Genomic DNA, 18,488 nt, shown 5'->3' on the forward strand with positions numbered 1-18,488 from the left:
GTGAGCCGGGCAAGCAAGGAAGCGATGCGCCCGGAGCGTGGGAGGCAGTCGAGCAACTTTTCGCTCTCGTCCCGCACTTGCGGGTTGGTCGCGCGAACGTCATGAGTGACACCCAGGTGTCCGGCGATGCCGTCGCAGGCGACAAGATCGTCGGGCTGCACCTGCACGGGGAACAGCTGTCCCGGCTCCGGCCGAGCGGTCCGGTGCCCGCCGCGGTGCTGGAGAGTGTGGAGCGTACCTTCGCCCCGAACCGTCGGTACGACGAGCTCTGTGACCTCCTGTCCGGGGAACGCGTCCTCGTTGTCCAAGGACGCCCGGGCACCGGTCGCAGGACTGCGGCGCTGCGCATGCTGAAGCAGGTGGGCAACGCTTCGGGCGAAGTGCTTGCGCTGGATCCCGGGACGGATCCCGCTGATCTGGCTGAGCATGTCAGGCCGGGCAGGGCCCACTTCGTGATGGACCCCGTCACCAGGAGGAACGCTCCGCTGAGGGATGTCCATCTGCACGCCGTCCGTAGCCGACTGGGGGCAGACGGGCTGTTCGTCGTCGTGGTGAGCACCGACACCGATCTGGACGGGGTGGACGTCAAGCGCTGGACGCCACCGAGGCCGGCCGACATCGTCCACGCACATCTGAAGGAGCTGATCAGCCCGGCTGGTCCGCCCACATCGGAAGACCAGATCAGGATGAGCGAACTCCTCGAAATGGAGGAGACCCGCCGGTTCGTGAGCGCGGGGCCCTCACCTGGGGAGGCCGCGGGATTCGCACGGAAGCTCATCGAGTACGCCCAAGGGCAGTGCAACGACGAGGAACTGTCCGGTTACGGCCGTGCCTCGGCGGATGCGATCGTCGACTCCTGGTTCGGCGGTGACACCATCACGCTGCGCGACAAAGGCTTCTTGATCTCGCTCGCGGTTCTCGACGGATCCCCGTACCCGTTGGTCGCCGATCTCGGGGATCGGCTCTACGTCCGGCTGCTCGCAGCGGAGGAACCCGAACGAGCCCCGGGATACTCCGTGTTCGGGGCTTCCAGGGCGGACCGCCTGGCCCTGGCCCGTGCGCGGGAGTACGACGACGAAGCCGACTCGCCGTGGGGTCGGTTGCCTGAACGCGTCGTCGCCTTCGAGAACGGCCATCTCTGGGACGCCGTTCTGCGTCACGTCTGGACCAGTCACCCTGCGGCAAGGTTGCCGCTGCTGTCTTGGCTCGACGAGTTGGTCGTCGACCAGCGGACGCTCGTACGCCTGCGGGGCGCGGTGACGGCGGGTGTGCTGGCGGCCTGCGACTTCGAGTACGGCTTCGATCGGTTTCTGGGTCGCTGGGCCTCTTCCGCAGCACTCGTGGAGCGGCAGCTGGCCGCCTGGGCCCTGTATACCGCTGCGGAGCACGGAATGAGCACGGTGGTCAGACGACTGCTCGGGGACTGGAGCCGGCTCAGCGATCAGGGGCGGCGGTGGACGGTAGCCCGGACCTATGCCCTGCTGGGCGGCACCGCCGTCACGACCGCATTGCGGGACATCGAGAGGATGGCCTCGGCGGATCCCGCTCCTGACGCGGCCCTCCAGCTCGCGCTGGAACAGACGCTGGACGCCCTGCTTCAGGGGCCCACGGCCACCTCCGTTCTGGAACGAATGGCCCCGTGGCTGGAGAGCCAGGGGACGCTTCGGAAGCTGGCAACGAGTGGGTTCTTGCAGGGCGCACGGCGGCGCCGGCTCGAGCCGGGTCTCGGCGCAACCTGGCCTCGGCTGCTGTGGTTGGCGGACCAGGATGCCTTGGCCCGGCGCCACATCGTCACCCTGTGGAGAGGGACGCTCGGGGATCGTGCCGCGCGTGACGACGCACGGGTGGTTCTCTCCCGCTGGGTCCTTGCCGCCGACCAGGCGTCCAGCCGGATGATGGCCGCCACCAAGGTGCTCGACAAGGTCCCGGCCACGCTCGGCGCGCCGGGTACCGAGGCGTCCGCGGACCCCGAAGAGGTGTCCGACGTCGAAACGGCGCTTCGCCGGCTGCTGCCTGAGCTGGTAGGGAACGCGAACGACCGAGAACGGCTGGACTATCTGCTGCGTCGACTCCGCCGGGCGGAGGGACAGCCGTGCCCGGCCGCCGTACGGCTGCGGTCCGCACTGTCCGAGGGCCCCGGCCCGCACCTGTTGCCCGCGGCCCTTTGACATCCCGGGCGCACCTAGACCGAGAGCAGGAAGACACATGACGCCGACCTTCAACGATCCGGTGCGCAGCGTACGACCCTTGCACCGCTTCGAGTTCATTCGTAACAGCCCGCCCTCCTATGCCGAGCGTGCTCTCGTGTTTCTCACCGCCGGAGGGCGGCCGCAGACCTATCTGCCTCATCAGCAGCCCACTCGGGGAGAACTGGTGAGCAAGAACTTTCGGACCCTGTATGAGGTGGAGATGGGCATCCAGCACATGGCCCTCGAACACCGCCTGCCCAGTGACGGCGATGCCGCCTTCTTCTCCGCGGAAATCGATCTGACCTGGCGGGTGACCGATCCCCTCGTGATCGTCGAGAAGCAGATCCGCGATGTTCGCGCGCTCGTCGAACCGCGCCTGCTCACTCGTATGCGCAGGGCAAGCCGCCAGTACGCCATCGAGAAGAGCGCCGCCGCCGAGGCGGCGGTGATGGATGCCTTGATGGCCGAACCGGTGGCCACTGCCGAAGGACTGGAAATTCACTGTGAGGTCCGGCTCGGTCTCGATGAAGAGGCAATGAGTCAACTGAGCCAGCTGCGCAGCATCGACTACACGAAGGTGCGCACGCGCTCCGCACACGAACTGACCCGGCTTCAGGACGGCAACGACCAAGAAATGCTGGAGAGTCGCAGCCACTTCTATGCCACGTTGCTGTCCCAAGGCGAGATGACCCGATGGGGCGCACACCTGGCGAAGAACCCGGGTGACATCCCGCTGGCGATCTCCTCCATCCGCGACGATGAGCGGGAGGCGAGCGGCAACCAGATCCGGATCATCGAGAGGCTGCTGGACAGCGGAGTGGTCGAAGACCACATGGTGGAGGAGACCGCACGGGCTGCCCTGGAGAGCGTGAAGGCCCGGCTCATCGACGCCGGCCAGGGCCGTACCCGTAAGCAGCCCCTCTACCGAGAGCAGTTGGAGCGGGCGAAGGACCCCGACCTGCAGCAGGAGAGCGAGTGAACACACCGCCGGAGGTGCTGCACACCCTCGTTTCCTTCGTGGCCATCGGTGGCTGCCTCTACGTGGCGCTGAGGTGGGCGTCGGCCCCCTTGGTCAGGCATGTGGGCGTGGCCATCGAATACGTGTTGAACGTCCTGGTGACCGGGCTGCTGCTGCCGGAGTACTGCTGGACTCGGGCCCAGCGCCGGATCTCGGGTCATGCGCCGGCATTCGCCTACGCGTACGGGGACGCGGTGTGCACGCTCGCCTGCGGGGGACACAGATGCATGGCCACGCTGCTGACGGCTGTCCACGAGGCGGTCACACGGCTGGGGCACCGGGGGTCGCTGTGGCTCAGCGGTCTGGGAGCTGCCGCCTGGACGGTCTTCCCTGTGCTGTAGGAGCGACAGGTGATCCAAGCACGCACGACTCGGGTCCGCTGTGACCGGCAGGAGTGACCGACATGACTGATGCGACGGCGGCGGCACCCGCTCCCCTGGACGGTGCCGTTGATGTGCTCAGGGCGCAGGGAAGGCAGCAGGAAGCTGTGGGGGTGCGGGCCGCCGAACACTTACTGGCCGACCTACGGGCCGAGATCGGCCGTGCGGACACCAAGGCGTCCGTTCTCATCGGGGCGATCGGAGTATGCGCGGGCGCGGTGCTGAGCGGAGGATGGAGCAATGTGCTGCTCCACGGGACAGGCCGGGTACTGGGCGGGGCCGGTGCGCTCGCCTGGATCCTGTCGGTGGGATTTCTGCTCTTCGCCACTGCTCCCCGCTACCGGGCGAGTCGGTGGCGGCCGGGCCTTCCTCTGACGTATTTCCTCGACATTCGGCTGGCCGCCCGGTCAGGACTACTGGCTGAAGCCGTTCGAGGTACCGACACAGATCCTCTGGCCGGGCTCCTGACAGCGCTGCGCGACACGAGTGGCATTGTTGCCGCCAAGCATCGCTGGATCCGGGTGGGACTCGCTTGCTTCGCGGTCGGTGTGGTGGCGGTCATGGTGGCCCTGATGGTGGGGCAGGGGTGAGGACGGAACGCATGGACGACGGCATGCGCAGGACCGCCTATCTCTTCTATACCCCGTTGGGGGATCCGCAGGGCTGGAGGCTGGATCTGGCCGCGTTCGGTCGGGCGCTCAGTGGTTCTTTCCCCGAAGTGCGTTGCCGGACCGAGGCGGCGCACGCGGCACGGCTGTCGTTCTGGGCCGTGGCTGCTGACGGTGAGGAGTTCGACGGGTTTGCCGACTGCGAGGCGCGAGACACGGTCGCTCTGGGGTCGGCCACTGCCGGTGAAGCCGCCACGTTCGTGCTGTGGCTACGCGACGTGTACCTGCCGGCTCCCGACCTCATCCGCTTCACCTCCGAGCTCGCCTATGAGCGGGACATCGACACCGACTGGAGCATCCCGGCCGGCGGAGACCACGAGCGGGTCGCGGATGAGCTCATGCAGCACCTCCGGGTCGTCGGCGGCGGCTGACGACAGAGTCGGTGCTGTCCGCTGAAGGCCCCCGTGTGCGAGACGGTTCCCTGCCGCGGTCGCTTTCAGGGCTTCGGTGTTCACCGGGGTCCGGATCGAGTGGTGTCGGCTCGACAAGGTCGGAGGTCAGGGTCGGAACGGTCACCCCGTCAGCAGCACCCCCGCATACGACACCCCCGCCACCAGCACCCAGGACGCCAGGCCGAGCAGGGCCGTGCGGGTGCCGCCCGTGCGGGCCAGGGTCGGGAGGTGGACGGCGGTGCCGAGGCCGAACAGGGCGGTGGCCAGGAGGAGTTCCTGGGCGGTGGCGGCCGCGTCGAGGAGTGGGGCGGTGAGGAGGCCCGTGGTGCGCAGGGCGACCATCGCGAGGAAGCCCAGCACGAAGAGGGGGAGCAGTGCGGGGCGGGCGGCGGAGGTGGTGGGGTCGGTGTGGGTGCGGCGGCGGCTCAGGGCGACGCCCGCGACGAGGGGGGCCAGCATCGCGACCCGGATCAGTTTGACCAGGACGCCCTCGGTCAGTGCCTCGGGGCCCGCCGTCTGGGCGGTGGCGACGACCTGACCGACGTCGTGGACGCTCGCGCCGACCCAGCGACCGAACTCCGTGGGGTCCAGGCCGAGCGGGGTCCGCAGCAGGGGCAGCACGGCGATGGCGAGCGTGCCGCAGAGCGTGACCAGGGCGACCGAGGAGGCGACCTCCGCCTCGTGTCGCTCGGCATTCCCAGGCTTGCTGCCGAGCACGCCGCTGACCGCGCCGATCGCGGACGCGCCGCAGATCGAGTAACCCGTGGCGACCAGCAGGGACTGATCGGCGGAGAGGCCGATCCGGCGGCCCAGCCACTGGGTGCCGAAGAACGTGACCAGGACGACGCCGGCCACCATGACCAGCGCCGGCCAGCCGAGCCCGGCCACGTCGCCGAGGCTCAGTTTCAGGCCGAGCAGCACGATGCCGAGCCGCATCAGCCGCTTGCCCGCCAGGGACAGCCCGGGCCGCGCGGCACCCCGTACGAGGGGAGCGGCCACCGGCAGATGGGCCGCGGCGATGCCGAGCACCACGGCCGCGGTGAGCATCGGTACGGCGGGCAGCAGCCGGTGGATCCCGTACGCCACCGCCACGCCCGCCGCGGCGAGCGCGAGGCCCGGGGCGAGGCGCTCCGCGCGAGGGGCGGCGGGCGGCGCCGACGTGCGGCGTTGGCGTGACGGACCGGTGAGAACCATGGATCTCAGCGTGCGCCGGGCCGGTGGTACCCACTAGACGCGATCTCCGGGGCAGGTCATAGGGTTCGGCTATGACCGTACGAGCCTGCCGATGACCTCGGAGTTCGACCGCGCCGCTGACCGAGCCGGCGAAGGCACCCCGCGCCCGCTTCCCGATCTGCACGCCCTGCAACTGCTCGTCTGCGTCGCCGAGACCGGGAGTCTGGGCCGGGCCGCCGCGCGGCTGCGGATCAGTCAGCCGTCCGCGAGCGCCCGGATGCGGACGCTGGAGCGGCGACTGGGGCTGAAGCTGCTGGACCGTTCGACCTCGGGCTCGCGGCTCACGCCCGCCGGCGCGGTGGTCGGCGACTGGGCGCGGTCCCTGCTGGAGCAGGCGGAGGCGCTCGTCGCGGGCGCCGCCGCACTGCGGTCCCGGCAGGACCAGCGGCTCCTGGTGACCGCGAGCCTGACCATCGCCGAGGAACTGCTGCCGGGCTGGCTGGTCGGGCTGCGCGAGGAGTCGCCCGACACGCACGTCGGGCTCACCGTCACCAACAGCTCCGGGGTGATCGAGGCGCTGCGCCGCGGCAGTTGCGACCTGGGCTTCGTCGAGGGGCCCTGGGTGCCGGACGACCTGCACCGCACGGTCGTCGGCCGCGACCGTCTCGCCGTGGTCGTGGCCCCGGGCCATCCCTGGACCCGGCGCCGCCGCCCGCTCTCGGGCCGCGAACTCGCCGACACGCCCCTGCTGTTGAGGGAGCCGGGCTCCGGTTCCCGCGAGACCCTGGAGAAGGCGCTGCGTCCGTACGACGGCGTGGCCGTGCCGATACTCGAACTGGGCTCCACCGCGCCCCTGCGCAGCGCGGCCGTCCAGGGCCTGGCCCCCGCGGTGCTGTCCGCGCTGGCCGTCCAGGAGGACGTGGATCACGGCCGGTTGCGCGAGATCGAGGTCGATCCGGCGGTCCCGCTGCGCCGTCTGCTGCACGCGGTGTGGCTGAAGGGTCGCGAACTCCCGGAGGCGGCCGTGCGTCTGCTCGGCGTGGCCCAGGCGGTGTGAGGCGCCGCGCTCGGCTACAGGGGGAGCTTGAAGCCTTCGTGGCTGCGCGCGAACCCCAGCCCCGCGTAGAACCGATGGGCGTCGGACCGCTGTTTGTTGCTGGTCAGCTGGACGAGGGCGCAGCCGCGCTCGCGGGCCCGCTCGATCGCCCGGGACATCAGGGCCCGGCCGAGGCCCGACCCCCGCCGATCGGCGCGGACCCGCACCGCCTCGATCAGCGCCCGTTCGGCGCCGCCCTTGCCGAGCCCCGGGATGTACGTGGCCTGGAGGCAGCCCACGATCGTGCCGCCCGGCTCCACGAGCACCAGCATCTCGTTGCGCGGATCGGCGTCGATCGCCGCGAAGGCCCGCTCGTGGGCCTCCGTCACGACCACGGTCGCCGGGGCCACGACGCGGTCCTCGTCGGCGAGCAGGGCCAGGACCACCGGCAGGTCGGCTCGGGTCGCGGGGCGCAGGGCGTGATCGTCGGGGTGCATGGGGCCCGACCTTAACGGGCGGCGGGAGAGCGTCGCCGCCACTAGGGTCGCGCAATGGCTGATCAGACGCTGCACCTCACGGTCCTGGGCTCCGCGACGCCCTATCCGAGCGCGGACAATCCCTGCTCCGGCTATCTGGTGACGGGCGGCGGCGCCCGTATCTGGGTCGACGCGGGCAGCGGCACGCTCGGCCCGCTCCAGCGGTACACGCGCCTCGACGCACTCGACGCCATCTGGATCTCGCACCTGCACGCCGACCACAGCGCGGACCTGCTCACCGCCTACTACGGCGCGCTCTACGCCGACCTCACCCTCACCGCCCCGATCCCGCTGTACGGGCCGCCCGGCATCGCCGACCGCCTCGCCGGGTTCCTGACGAACGGCGCGGACCGAAGCCCGGTCGAATCAGCCTTCGCCATCACGGAGTTGTACGACGGGCACCAGGTGGACGTCGGCCCCCTCCGCCTGACCGGCCGGGCCGTCGCCCACGGCATGCCCGCCTTCGGGCTGCGGGTCGACGGCGCGGGCGGCTCCCTGGCGTATTCCGGCGACACGGCCCCCTGCGCGAGCCTGACCGAACTGGCCGCCGGATGCGATGTGTTGCTCTGCGAGGCCGACAGCGACCGGCACCCGGCGGAGGTGCCGGAGTCCGAACGGGTCCACCACACGCCCGAGGACGCGGGGGAGACCGCCGCGAAGGCCGGCGCCGGACGGCTGATCGTCACGCACGTGGGGCGCTCGCTCACCCCGCGCGAGGCGGTGGACCGGGCGGCCACGCGCTTCGACGGCCCCGTCGAACACGCCGCGCCCGGCGCCGAGTTCGCGATCCGGCGCCGCTGAAGACTGCTCACTTCGCGTCCGCGTAACACTCCACCCCCGCCACCGAGAACGGGAACCGCACCGGCGTCTGGCCGAAAGTGAACCGCCCCGCCGTCGCCGCCGCCCGCTCGATCGCCTCCGTCACCTCCGGGACCTCGTGCTCGGGGCAGTGGACGATGACCTCGTCGTGCTGGAAGAAGACCAGCTCGGCGGCGAGCGGGGCCAGGGTGGAGCGCAGGGCGGCGAGCAGGAGGAGGGCCCAGTCGGCGGCGCTGCCCTGGACGACGAAGTTGCGGGTGAAGCGGCCCCGGGCACGGGAGTTCGTCGAGGCGTAGCCGTACGGGGAGTCGGGGGCGGCCTCGTCCTGGGGGAGGCCCGCCTCCTCCGCCCCGGAGGCGCCCGCCGCCGGGGGACAGGTGCGGCCCAGCCAGGTGCGCACGAGCCGCCCTTCCTCGCCGGCCCGCGCCGCCTCGTCGACGTACGCGACCGCGCGCGGGAAGCGGCGGCGCAGCAGCGCCAGGTTCTTCAGGCCGTCGCCCGAGGTCTGCCCGTATATCGCGCCGAGGACGGCGAGTTTCGCCTGGTCGCGGTCGCCGGAGAAGGCGCGGTCCGAGACCGACTGGTACAGGTCGCCGGACTGGGCCGCGACCTCCATGAACGCCGGGTCGCGCGAGATCGCCGCGAGCACCCGGGGCTCCATCTGCGCCGCGTCGGCCACGACGAGCCGCCAGCCCGGGTCGGCGACGACCGCGCGGCGGATCACCTTGGGGATCTGCAGCGCCCCGCCCCCGTTCGTCGTCCAGCGGCCCGAGACCGTGCCGCCCGGCAGGTACTCGGGGCGGAAGCGTCCGTCCCGCACCCAGTCCTGGAGCCAGGACCAGCCGTGGGCCGTGTAGATGCGGTACAGCTTCTTGTAGGCGATCAGGGGCGCGACCGCCGGATGGTCGACGGACTCCAGCTCCCAGCGGCGCGTCGAGGCGACCTTGATGCCGGCCTGGGCGAACGCCTTCACGACGTCCGCCGGCAGCTCGGGCCGCACCCGTCTGCCGAACGCGGCCGACACCTCGTCCGCCAGCTCCGCGAGCCGGCGCGGCTCGCCGCCGCCCGCGTACCGCTCGCCGAGCAGCTCCGCGAGCACCGCCCGGTGCACATCGGCCCGCCACGGCAGGCCCGCCGCGCGCATCTCCGCCGCGACCAGCATCCCGGCCGACTCCGACGCGGTGAGCAGCCGCATCCGCTCCGGCCACTCGGCCGCCGCGTGTCTGCGCTGCTGCTCCGCATACACCTCGACCAGGTCGGGCAGCGGCACGTCGACGGGCGGGCGGGGCTCGAAGAGGGAGGACTGGGAGCCGGGGGCGGCCGTGCGCGGCGGCGGATCGGCGGGCACGGGGGCCTGGCGCAGGCGGGCCAGGGCGGCGGCCGCCGAGCGGGGTTCGCCGTGCCGCCCTTCGTGGCCCAGCAGCAGGTTCTCCGCCGCCTCGATGTCGTAGCAGCGCTCGACGCGGACGCCGGCGGCGAGCAGTCTCGGGTACACGGTGTGGGTGTCGCGCCAGACCCAGCGGGTCACGTCGGGCCGGGAGCGGACCGCCTCGGCGAGGTCCGGCTCGCGCACGACGGGGCCCGCGGGCAGCCCGTCGTCGCCCAGCGGCGCGAGCTCCGCGCCGCCGGACTCGGTCGGGGCGAGCACCCATCGTCCGGTCATGCAGCGAGTCTCACACCGGCCACTGACAATCCCCGGGCAGGCCGCGTCCGGGCACCGGGGTCAGCTGTCGCCGCCCTCGTCGATCAGCCGTCTGACCTCCCGGTCGACGAGCCCGAGCCGCGCCTCCGCGACCAGCGGCACCGAGCGCCGCTGACGCCGCGCCTCGTGCACCTCGACGCCCCGAGCACGCAGTCCGTCTGGGCCGGTGCCACTCTCATGTCCCGAGCGTCCCAGCCCCGCCCCGCCCGGCATCCCGGGCGCCCCGCGGCCCTGAGATCATCGAAGCCGGGGAGACGACCGGGAGACCGAGAGGGAGACAGGGACATGAGCGAAGGCACCGTCGATCGCGCCTTCGCCGAGGCTCTGTACGGATCCGATGGCGACGTGGACACCGCCGCCTCCCTCCTCGCGGCCGACCCCGCGTCCGACACCGAGCTCGCCCGGCGCGGACGCGAGCTCGTGCGCCGTGCCTGGGAGCGCGGCTGGCAGCCCGCCGATCTGCACCGCATGGTCGTCCGGGACCTGGGCCCCGACACCGCGCACACCCGCCTCGCGGCCCGCCTGATCCGCGCCGAGACGGGCCGCTACGACGTCCTGCCCCCGCGCTGGACGGCGCAGCTCGACGCCCTGCCCGCCGGCGAGGCCCCCCGCACGGACCGCTTCTCGGCGGCGACGACGACCCTGGAGCTGTACCGGCTGCTGCTGCGGCTGCCCGCGATCGAGCCGGTCGGCCCGGTGCCCGGCGAGGCGCTGAGCGTGCCCGTGGCCGGTGAGCCGCGCACCCTGGCCCGGATCCGCGCGCTGCTCGCCAAGGCGGAGGCGACCGGCTACCCGCCGGAGGCCGAGGCGCTGTCCGCGAAGGCGCAGGAGCTGATGGCCCGGCACTCGGTGGACGAGGCGCTGCTCGCGTCCCGTACGCACGCGCAGGACGCGCCCGCGGCCTGCCGGATCGGCGTCGACGCGCCCTACGAGACGGCGAAGGCGGTGCTGCTCGCCGCGGTCGCGGGGGCGAACCGCTGCCAGGCGGTGTGGAACAGCGCGTTCGGCTTCTCCACGGTCGTCGGTTTCGCACCGGACCTGGAGGCGGTGGAGCTGCTGTACACCTCGCTCCTGGTGCAGGCCACGGCCGCGATGACGCGGGCCGAGGCGGAGCAGCGGGCGGGTGGCCGCAAGCGTACGAAGACGTTCCGGCAGTCGTTCCTGGCCGCGTACGCGCAGCGGATCGGTGACCGGCTGGCGGCGGTCGCGGACGAGGTCACGGAGGAGCGCGGGGAGCTGCTGCCGGTGCTGGCCGCGCGGGACGTGGCGGTGACGGGCCGCACGGAGGAGATGTTCCCGGAGACGGTGACGACGCGGATGCGGGGCGTCTCGGACGAGGCGGGCTGGCACGAGGGCCGCTCGGCGGCGGACCGCACCCGGCTGTCCGGTTCGTCATCCTCCGAGGAGATTGATCCCGCTTAGTCCCCGTATTCTGGCCGGGTGAGCTGGTTCCGGGCGCTGAAGGACACCACGCGCTCGGGGCTGAGCGTCGAGCGCAAGCGGCTCGAACCGCTGATCGCGGTGCGCGGCGCCGCCGGACTCGCCCTCGTCATCGCGATGAGCCTGTGGCTGTTCGGGCCGGAGGTGGCGGCCGGATCGGCCTTCGGCGCGTTCCAGGCGGCCATCGCCACGTTCCAGCGGAGCTGGCGCCCGCGTCCCGAGCTGGCCTTCGCCTCCGGCGCGAGCCTTGGCGTCTCCACCTTCGTCGGCTACCTCACCGGCTCGCACCTGGCCCTGTTCCTGCCGCTGCTCGCGCTGTGGACCTTCCTCGCCGGACTGGCCTGGGCGGCGGGCCCGACCATCGGCCTGATCGCCTCGTCGAACGTCGCGATGATGCTCGTCACGATCACCCTGCCGACCTCCGTCGCGGGCGCCGCCGCGCACGCCGCCATGATGATCGTCGGCGGCCTGGTCCAGGCGGCCCTGGTGATCCTCTTCCCCGTACGGCGCTGGGGCGCCCAGCGGGACGCGCTGGCCGACGCGCTCGCCGCCGAGGCCGACTACGCGCGCCGGTTGCGCCACGACCCGGTCGCCCCCTTCGACCCCGAGCCGCTCATGCTGGCCCGCAGCGCCGCCGCGCTCACGCCGCGCCAGGCCCGCACCCGGCCCGCCCAGCTGCGCGGCACGCGCGGGCTCGCCGAGCGGATCAGGCCCGTCCTCGCCTCGCTCGCCGATCCGGCCGTCGGGGCGCCCGCGGAGGGCCCCGAGCGGGACCGGGTGCGGGAACTGCTCGCCGGCTCCGGCTCGATCCTCGACGCCGCCGCGCGCGCCATCCGCCAGGGGCAACCGGTGACGATCCCGGGCGGCGCGGTCGCCGCGTTCCGCAGCCCCGACACCGGCGCGATCCTCACCGGGCCCGCCCAGCGCGCGGCGAAACGGCTCGGCTCGCTGCTGCGGGACGTCGTGGAGACGGCCGGCGGCACCCGGACCGAGGACGACGACGTCCGCCGCCGCCCCGCCGACCCGGCCGCCTCCCTGCGCCGCCCGTCCCTCTTCCGGCTGCTGCCCGCCGCCGCGCGGGCCGTGCGCCGCGAGGCCCGGCCGGGCTCGCCGATCCTGCGGCACGCGACCCGGGTCACCGCGGTCGCCCTCGCCGGCTACCTCCTCGGCAACGCGCTGCCCTTCGGGCACGGCTACTGGGCGCCCATGTCCGCCGTCATGATCATGCGGCCCGACTTCTCGCAGACGTACTCGCGCGCGGTCGCCCGCTTCGCCGGCACGCTCGTCGGGGTCGCGGTGGCCACCGGCATCGTGCGGATCGCCCACCCGGGCACGTACACGGCGGCGGCCCTCGCCGTGGGGTGCGCGGGACTGATGTACCTGCTGATGCGCACGGGGCAGCTCGCCGCGCAGGCCTGCATCGCCGCGTACGTCGTCTTCCTGCTCGGCATGGGCGGCGAGAGCTGGGACCAGACCGTCGTCGAACGGGTCGTGCTCACCCTGGTCGGCGGACTGCTCGCCATGCTGGCCTACGCGCTCTACCCGGCCTGGGAGACCCCGCGCCTGCGCACCCGGCTCGCCGACCGGCTCGTCGCGCTCGGCGAGTACGCGGCGGCCGTCGTCGGGCACTACGCCCGGCCCGAGGGCAAGGCCTGCCCGGACGTGCGGGAGGCGCTGCTCAAGGCGCGGGACGCGCACATCGCGTGGGAACAGGCGCTGGCCCGGGCCAAGACCGAACCGGTGCGCAGCCGCGGTCTCACACGGGCCGCGGCCGACGACGCGGCCGAGGCGCTGCATCATCTCGGGCGGGTGGCGATGCTGATGGAGGCGCATCTGCCGGAGCGCGGGGCCACGCCGGTGCCGGCCGCGTCCGTCCTCGCCGACGCGCTGCTCAAGGCGACGCGTGACGGGGCGCGGGCGATCCGTGAGCGGCGGGTGCCGCGCTGGGATCCCGTGCGGGAGGCGCTGGCCGCTTGGGACGGGGACGGGGTTCCGGACCGGGTCGTTCGCCGGGGCGCCGGGTTGTTGCTGGAGACGCTGGGGGACCTGTCCGACGCGCTGGACACGGAGGCTTCGCCGATGGGGGTGAAGGATTCGGGGGAGCGGGCTGCCACGTCTTGAGCGTCGCCGGGTGACCGGTACGTCGTGGCTGGTCGCGCAGTTCCCCGCGCCCCTGAGATGCGCACTTCGTGCGCCATCTCAGGGGCTTGGGCATCGGGGAAATGCGACCCGAAGGGTCTGCATTTCAGGGGCGCGGGGCTGTATCGATCTGCGGCTCCGCCGCGGGGCGCGACCAGCCCCCACCGGCCGGAAGTCGACTACGAGACGGGCCGGACCGGGTTCGACCGGAGGTCAGCCCGTGGGGAGGCCCGTCGGGAGGCCGCCCGGGAGCTTGCCGTCCTCGGACTTGGTGAAGGCGTCGGTCTTGCCGCCGTCCCAGCTGACCTGCATGGACTTGCCGTCGTTGGACTCGACCTTGCCGGTCGTCCGGTCCGTGCTGCCGTCCGCGCACTTGAGGACGAACGTCGGCGCGGCCCCGTCGGACACCGTGCCGGAGCACAGGTGCCCGTCACCCGTGCTGAGCGAGGCCTGCTTGCCGCCGACCACGAGCACGACGGGCTGCCCGCCGCTCGTGGCGCTCCAGATGCCCTCCGTGTCCTTCACGGAGCCCGTGGAACCGGACGCGCCGCCGGTCGAGCCGCCGTCGGTCGACGAGGACGAGCCGCTGTCCGAGCCCCGGTCCTTCTTGCCGCCGCCGCTGTCGCTGCTGCAGCCGGTCACGGCCAGCGCCGCCACGACGGCCACGGCACCCGCGACGATCCGTACGTTCCTGATGCGCACAACTTCCCCCTGTTTCACGGCTGTCACAGCGGTCGCTCCCGTCGTGCGACCGCCGCAGCAAGTTACCAGCCGTCACGCCCCGCCATGGTGACGTACCTCTCCCGGCCAGCTATTGAAAACGGAAGTCATTTCCATATACTGGGGTCCATGGCACGCAACGAACTCCGACCGGTGATCAAGCTCAGGTCCACCGCCGGGACCGGCTTCACCTACGTCTCCCGCAAGAACCGGCGGAACGACCCCGACCGCCTGACCCTGCGCAAGTTCGACCCCGTGGCGGGCCGGCACGTCGACTTCCGAGAGGAGCGCTGACTTTCATGAAGAACGGCATCCACCCCGAGTACGCCCCGGTCGTGTTCCGCGACCGCGCGGCGGGCAGCGCCTTCCTGACCCGCTCGACGATCACTGCCTCCGACAAGCTCGGGGACCGGACGATCGAGTGGTCGGACGGCAACACGTATCCCGTGTTCGACGTCGAGATCTCCGACGCGAGCCACCCCTTCTACACCGGCCAGCAGCGGGTCCTGGACACCGAGGGCCGCGTCGAGGCCTTCCGGCGCCGCTACGGCGGCTGACCCCGCGGCCGACTCCGCGGCTGATTCCGGCAAAGACAGCAGGCCCGACCCCTTCCGGGGCCGGGCCTGCTGTCGTTCCGTGATCGAGGTGAGGTCAGAACGGGAACTGCGAGCGCCCGTGCTGGACCGAGATCCACTTCTGCGTGGTGAACGCCTCGACGGTCGCCTCGCCGTTCAGCCGGCCGATGCCCGAGCGCTTCTCGCCGCCGAAGGCGACCAGCGGCTCGTCGTGCACGGTGCCGTCGTTGACGTGGATCATGCCGGTGTCGATCTGCTGGGCGAAGGCCACGCCCCGCTCGACGTCGCCCGTGTGCACGGCACCGCTCAGCCCGTACGGGGTGTCGTTCGCGATCCGCACCGCCTCCTCGTCGCCGTCGAAGGGGATGAGGAGCGCGACCGGGCCGAAGATCTCCTGCCGCAGGACGGGCGAGTCGGCGGGCAGGCCGGCCAGGACGACCGGCTCGACCAGGTTGCCGTCGACCGCGCCGCGCACGAGCGCCGTGGCGCCCTCCGTGACCGCCTGCTCGACGACCGCCGAAAGGGCGTCCGCCTGCGTGGAGTTGATGACCGGGCCGATCACGGTCGACGGGTCGCGCGGGTCGCCCGCCTTCAGCGTCTTCACCTTGGCGACGAACTTCTCCGTGAACTCCTTCTCGACCTTGCGGTCGACCAGGATGCGGTTCGCGGCCATGCAGACCTGGCCCTGGTGCACGTAGCGGCTGAAGACGGCCGCGTCGACCGCGTAGTCGATGTCGGCGTCGTCGAGGACGGTCAGCGCGCTGTTGCCGCCGAGCTCCAGGACCGCCTGCTTGAACTGGGAGGCGCAGACCGTCGCCACGTGCTGGCCGACCTTGTCCGAGCCGGTGAAGGAGATGACCTTCGGCACGGGGTGGGTGAGCAGGGCGTCGCCGATCTCGGCGATGTCGGTGATCACGACGTTGAGCAGACCGGCCGGCAGGCCCGCGTCCTCGAAGATCTTCGCAACGAGCGAGCCGCCCACGATCGGAGTGTTCTGGTGCGGCTTCAGCACGACCGCGTTGCCGAGCGCCAGCGCGGGCGCGACCGACTTCAGGGAGAGCAGGAACGGGAAGTTGAAGGGGGAGATGACGCCGACGACGCCGACCGGCACCCGGTAGACCCGGTTCTCCTTGCCGTCCACGGGGGAGGGGATGACCCGGCCCTGCGGGCGCAGCGCCAGCTGGATCGCCTCGCGCAGGAACTCCTTGGCCAGATGCAGCTCGAAACCGGCCTTGACGCGGGTGCCGCCGAGCTCGTCGATGATCGCCTCGGCTATCTCCGCCTCGCGCTCCTCGACCAGGCGCAGCGCCCGCTCGAAGACCATCCGGCGCGCGTACGCGTTGGTCTTCGCCCACTCCTTCTGCGCCCGCTCGGCCGCCCGGTACGCCTCGTCGATCTCCTCGACGGACGCGACGGTGATCGACGCCAGCTTGTCCCCGTTGTACGGGTTGAAGTCGATGATGTCCCACGACCCGCGACCCTCGCGCCACGTGCCGTCGATGTACTGCCGGTCCAGATCGGTGAAGTACGTGTGCGAGGACTGTGACGTCATGGCAAATCCCTTGCTGAAGCGCCGGACGGCTGATGGGACGTCATCGTACGTCCGGCACCGGTCAGTTATGGCAAGAGATGAGCCAACTCGCTTTGCATTCAGGCGAATTCGGTCAGTAGTCGCTGGAGCAGTCCGATGCTCTCCGCCGGATCCGGGCACTGCTCGGCCAGGAGCGTCATCGCCTTCTCGTATTGGGTGACGTCCTCGCGCTTGTCCAAGTACAGGGCGCTGGTGAGCTGTTCGAGGAAGACGACGTCGGAGAGGTCCGACTCGGGGAACGTGAGGAGGGTGAAGCTGCCCGACTCGCCCGCGTGCCAGCCGCGGTCGAACGGCATGACCTGGAGGGTGATCCGGGGCCGCTCGGCCAGCTCGATCAGGTGGCGCAGTTGTCCGCGCATCACCTCGGGCCCGCCGTGCACCCGGCGCAGCGCGGCCTCGTCGAGCACCACGTGCAGCTCCGGGGCCTGCTCGGCGACCAGCAGCTTCTGCCGCTCCAGGCGCAGCGCCACGCGCCGGTCGACGTCCTCGGGGGCGGCGCCGCGCATGCCCTGCTCGACGACCGCGTGGGCGTACGCCTCGGTCTGCAGCAGGCCGTGCACGAACTGGGCCTCGTAGCCGCGGATGTGCGAGGCGGCGGCTTCCAGGCCCACGTAGGTCTGGAACCAGCCGGGCAGCACATCGGTGTAACTGTGCCACCAGCCCGTGGAGTTGGCCTCCTTGACCAGGGAGAGGAGGGCCTCGCGCTCGGCGCCGTCCGTGACCCCGTACAGGGTCAGCAGGTCCTCCACGTCGCGTGCCTTGAAGCTCACGCGGCCCAGCTCCAGGCGGCTGATCTTCGACTCGGAGGCGCGGATCGAGTAACCGGCGGCCTCGCGTGTGATGCCGTGCGACTCCCGCAGGCGCCGCAGTTGCGAGCCCAGCAGGATGCGCCGCACCACCGAGCCGCCTCCCGGCCCCAGCGCCTGGGGCGACGCCCAGGACTCCCCAGCGGTCACGTCGTCCAACCTCCCTGATCCATCAGGGGCCGAAGTCTGCCACTAAAACGCTCCGGCCCGTACTCGCACGGTTACGGAAAGGGAGAAGAGGCGAAAGCGATGCGTGAGAACTTGGAAGAAGTCGCGGGAAGAAATGAGCAAGAAGCGGTACGGGAATGGTCAAGTCCGGCGCGTGCACGTGCATCTGCCCTTGCATCCGTTCTGCGCATTCGGAACCATGGTCGTCACCACCGCTCGCTACGTACTGCGAAAATGGGGAGTGCCTCGCATGGGGACGAACGGATCGACCATGCTCGAGCCTTTCGACGCGTTGAGGCAGAGTCTTCCCCCGCTCGATCCCTCGGCGGTGTCCAGCGCCGCCTCCTGCGCCCTGCCCGCCCGCTACGAAGCGGTGGGCAGCGCAAGGGAGTTCAGTCGCAGAACGCTCGGCGACTGGGACGTGCCCGAGCGCTTCGACGACATCTGCCTGGTCGTCTCCGAACTCGTCACCAACGCGCTGCGCCACGCGCTGCCCGCCGACACGCCCTACGACCAGGACCCGCCGGTGCGGCTGCATCTGATGCGCTGGGCCTCACGCGTGGTGTGCGCGGTGCGCGACCCCAGCAACGACAGCCCGGTGGCCCGTGAGGCCGACGTGTGCGATGACTTCGCGGCCGAGTCGGGGCGCGGCCTGTTCCTCGTCGAGTCCTTCAGTGACAGCTGGGGCTGGCACCCGATGGCCGGCGCGCTGAGCGGCAAAGTCGTCTGGGCCCTGTTCCGGGTGTGAGTGCCGGGCGCCGCTCAGGCGACCGTCAGATGGTCGAACTCCCCGTCCTTCACGCCCAGGAGCATGGCCTCTATCTCCGCGGGCGTGTAGACGAGCGCGGGGCCCTCGGGGAAGTTCGAGTTGCGTACGGCGATCTTGCCGCCGGGCAGTTTCGCGAACTCCACGCAGGAGCCCTGCGAGTTGCTGTGCCTGCTCTTCTGCCAGACCACTCCGTGCAACTCCGTGGCCGCCATGCCGTTGTACACGTGGTGCACGGTTCGCTCCCCCGGTGGTTCTCGTGGTGCATGGGTGCATGGGACAACTGCCCCGGCTGATCAGGATCATAGCCCTCGCCCAAGATCTTCTGCATGAGCAGATGCACGTGCACGCGGGGTGGTCCCGCGACTAC

The 18,488-nt window shown here is 71.7% G+C and carries 19 protein-coding genes and 1 pseudogene; 12 read left to right on the plus strand and 8 right to left on the minus strand.

What is annotated here, in order from left to right:
- The first annotated feature begins 101 nt into the window (after nucleotides 1-101).
- The 5 genes from ACZ4E1_RS12250 to ACZ4E1_RS12270 all read left to right on the plus strand — a co-directional run bounded on the left by ACZ4E1_RS12250 (nucleotide 102) and on the right by ACZ4E1_RS12270 (nucleotide 4,626).
- Nucleotides 102-2,168 carry a hypothetical protein gene (locus ACZ4E1_RS12250; protein ID WP_467538363.1) on the plus strand — a complete coding sequence of 689 codons (2,067 nt, stop codon included), beginning with the start codon at nucleotides 102-104 and terminating at the stop codon, nucleotides 2,166-2,168.
- 37 nt (nucleotides 2,169-2,205) lie between these two features.
- Nucleotides 2,206-3,168 carry a hypothetical protein gene (locus tag ACZ4E1_RS12255; protein ID WP_467538365.1) on the plus strand — a complete coding sequence of 321 codons (963 nt, stop codon included), beginning with the start codon at nucleotides 2,206-2,208 and terminating at the stop codon, nucleotides 3,166-3,168.
- The gene (locus tag ACZ4E1_RS12260) at nucleotides 3,165-3,548 is read left to right on the plus strand and encodes a hypothetical protein (protein WP_467538367.1); all 384 of its coding nucleotides are present in this window, start codon (nucleotides 3,165-3,167) and stop codon (nucleotides 3,546-3,548) included. The genes ACZ4E1_RS12255 and ACZ4E1_RS12260 overlap by 4 nt, the downstream gene beginning before the upstream one ends.
- A gap of 62 nt (nucleotides 3,549-3,610) precedes the next feature.
- Complete coding sequence (locus ACZ4E1_RS12265; RefSeq protein WP_467538370.1) at nucleotides 3,611-4,177, plus strand: Pycsar system effector family protein; 567 nt, start codon at nucleotides 3,611-3,613, stop codon at nucleotides 4,175-4,177.
- Nucleotides 4,178-4,188: 11 nt separating this feature from the next.
- Complete coding sequence (locus ACZ4E1_RS12270) at nucleotides 4,189-4,626, plus strand: hypothetical protein (protein ID WP_467538372.1); 438 nt, start codon at nucleotides 4,189-4,191, stop codon at nucleotides 4,624-4,626.
- Nucleotides 4,627-4,767: 141 nt separating this feature from the next.
- On the opposite strand, the gene ACZ4E1_RS12275 is transcribed toward ACZ4E1_RS12270, so the two are convergent.
- Complete coding sequence (locus ACZ4E1_RS12275; protein WP_467538374.1) at nucleotides 4,768-5,841, minus strand: YeiH family protein; 1,074 nt, start codon at nucleotides 5,839-5,841, stop codon at nucleotides 4,768-4,770.
- Nucleotides 5,842-5,932: 91 nt separating this feature from the next.
- On the opposite strand from ACZ4E1_RS12275, the gene ACZ4E1_RS12280 reads away from it, so the two are divergent.
- Entirely contained in the window at nucleotides 5,933-6,877 is a 945-nt protein-coding gene (locus tag ACZ4E1_RS12280) for a LysR substrate-binding domain-containing protein (protein WP_467538377.1), read from the plus strand.
- Nucleotides 6,878-6,891: 14 nt separating this feature from the next.
- On the opposite strand, the gene ACZ4E1_RS12285 is transcribed toward ACZ4E1_RS12280, so the two are convergent.
- Nucleotides 6,892-7,353, minus strand: coding sequence for a GNAT family N-acetyltransferase (locus tag ACZ4E1_RS12285; RefSeq protein ID WP_467538379.1), 462 nt, complete (start codon nucleotides 7,351-7,353; stop codon nucleotides 6,892-6,894).
- 54 nt (nucleotides 7,354-7,407) lie between these two features.
- Between ACZ4E1_RS12285 and ACZ4E1_RS12290 the strand changes: the two genes are divergently transcribed.
- The gene (locus tag ACZ4E1_RS12290; protein ID WP_467538381.1) at nucleotides 7,408-8,193 is read left to right on the plus strand and encodes an MBL fold metallo-hydrolase; all 786 of its coding nucleotides are present in this window, start codon (nucleotides 7,408-7,410) and stop codon (nucleotides 8,191-8,193) included.
- Between the two features lie 7 nt (nucleotides 8,194-8,200).
- Here the strand turns inward: ACZ4E1_RS12290 and ACZ4E1_RS12295 are convergent, their stop codons facing one another.
- Nucleotides 8,201-9,874 carry a bifunctional 3'-5' exonuclease/DNA polymerase gene (locus ACZ4E1_RS12295; protein WP_467538383.1) on the minus strand — a complete coding sequence of 558 codons (1,674 nt, stop codon included), beginning with the start codon at nucleotides 9,872-9,874 and terminating at the stop codon, nucleotides 8,201-8,203.
- A gap of 60 nt (nucleotides 9,875-9,934) precedes the next feature.
- A pseudogene (locus ACZ4E1_RS12300) lies at nucleotides 9,935-10,051 on the minus strand (nitrilase-related carbon-nitrogen hydrolase); the annotation flags it as partial.
- Between the two features lie 147 nt (nucleotides 10,052-10,198).
- On the opposite strand from ACZ4E1_RS12300, the gene ACZ4E1_RS12305 reads away from it, so the two are divergent.
- On the plus strand, nucleotides 10,199-11,335 hold the full coding sequence (locus ACZ4E1_RS12305; RefSeq protein ID WP_467538385.1) for a DUF2786 domain-containing protein: 1,137 nt from the start codon (nucleotides 10,199-10,201) through the stop codon (nucleotides 11,333-11,335).
- Between the two features lie 18 nt (nucleotides 11,336-11,353).
- Nucleotides 11,354-13,474 carry an FUSC family protein gene (locus tag ACZ4E1_RS12310; RefSeq protein ID WP_467538387.1) on the plus strand — a complete coding sequence of 707 codons (2,121 nt, stop codon included), beginning with the start codon at nucleotides 11,354-11,356 and terminating at the stop codon, nucleotides 13,472-13,474.
- Nucleotides 13,475-13,705: 231 nt separating this feature from the next.
- Here the strand turns inward: ACZ4E1_RS12310 and ACZ4E1_RS12315 are convergent, their stop codons facing one another.
- Complete coding sequence (locus tag ACZ4E1_RS12315; RefSeq protein ID WP_467538389.1) at nucleotides 13,706-14,194, minus strand: hypothetical protein; 489 nt, start codon at nucleotides 14,192-14,194, stop codon at nucleotides 13,706-13,708.
- A gap of 147 nt (nucleotides 14,195-14,341) precedes the next feature.
- Between ACZ4E1_RS12315 and rpmG the strand changes: the two genes are divergently transcribed.
- Both rpmG and ACZ4E1_RS12325 read left to right on the plus strand, forming a co-directional pair.
- Nucleotides 14,342-14,506, plus strand: a complete 165-nt coding sequence (gene rpmG, locus ACZ4E1_RS12320) for a 50S ribosomal protein L33 (protein ID WP_467538391.1) — start codon at nucleotides 14,342-14,344, stop codon at nucleotides 14,504-14,506.
- Between the two features lie 5 nt (nucleotides 14,507-14,511).
- Nucleotides 14,512-14,769, plus strand: a complete 258-nt coding sequence (locus tag ACZ4E1_RS12325) for a type B 50S ribosomal protein L31 (protein WP_188338250.1) — start codon at nucleotides 14,512-14,514, stop codon at nucleotides 14,767-14,769.
- Between the two features lie 94 nt (nucleotides 14,770-14,863).
- Here the strand turns inward: ACZ4E1_RS12325 and ACZ4E1_RS12330 are convergent, their stop codons facing one another.
- Both ACZ4E1_RS12330 and ACZ4E1_RS12335 read right to left on the minus strand, forming a co-directional pair.
- The gene (locus ACZ4E1_RS12330; protein WP_467538394.1) at nucleotides 14,864-16,339 is read right to left on the minus strand and encodes an aldehyde dehydrogenase family protein; all 1,476 of its coding nucleotides are present in this window, start codon (nucleotides 16,337-16,339) and stop codon (nucleotides 14,864-14,866) included.
- Between the two features lie 98 nt (nucleotides 16,340-16,437).
- Nucleotides 16,438-17,334 (minus strand): helix-turn-helix domain-containing protein, encoded by an 897-nt coding sequence (locus ACZ4E1_RS12335; protein WP_467538396.1) that lies wholly within the window; start codon nucleotides 17,332-17,334, stop codon nucleotides 16,438-16,440.
- A 268-nt stretch (nucleotides 17,335-17,602) separates the two neighbouring features.
- Here ACZ4E1_RS12335 and ACZ4E1_RS12340 point away from each other — a divergent pair, with 268 nt between their 5' ends.
- Nucleotides 17,603-18,100, plus strand: coding sequence for an ATP-binding protein (locus tag ACZ4E1_RS12340; protein WP_467538398.1), 498 nt, complete (start codon nucleotides 17,603-17,605; stop codon nucleotides 18,098-18,100).
- A 14-nt stretch (nucleotides 18,101-18,114) separates the two neighbouring features.
- Here the strand turns inward: ACZ4E1_RS12340 and ACZ4E1_RS12345 are convergent, their stop codons facing one another.
- On the minus strand, nucleotides 18,115-18,354 hold the full coding sequence (locus tag ACZ4E1_RS12345) for a DUF397 domain-containing protein (RefSeq protein WP_188338254.1): 240 nt from the start codon (nucleotides 18,352-18,354) through the stop codon (nucleotides 18,115-18,117).
- Nucleotides 18,355-18,488 lie beyond the last annotated feature (134 nt).

Source organism: Streptomyces sp. NPDC025806 (assembly GCF_055558275.1).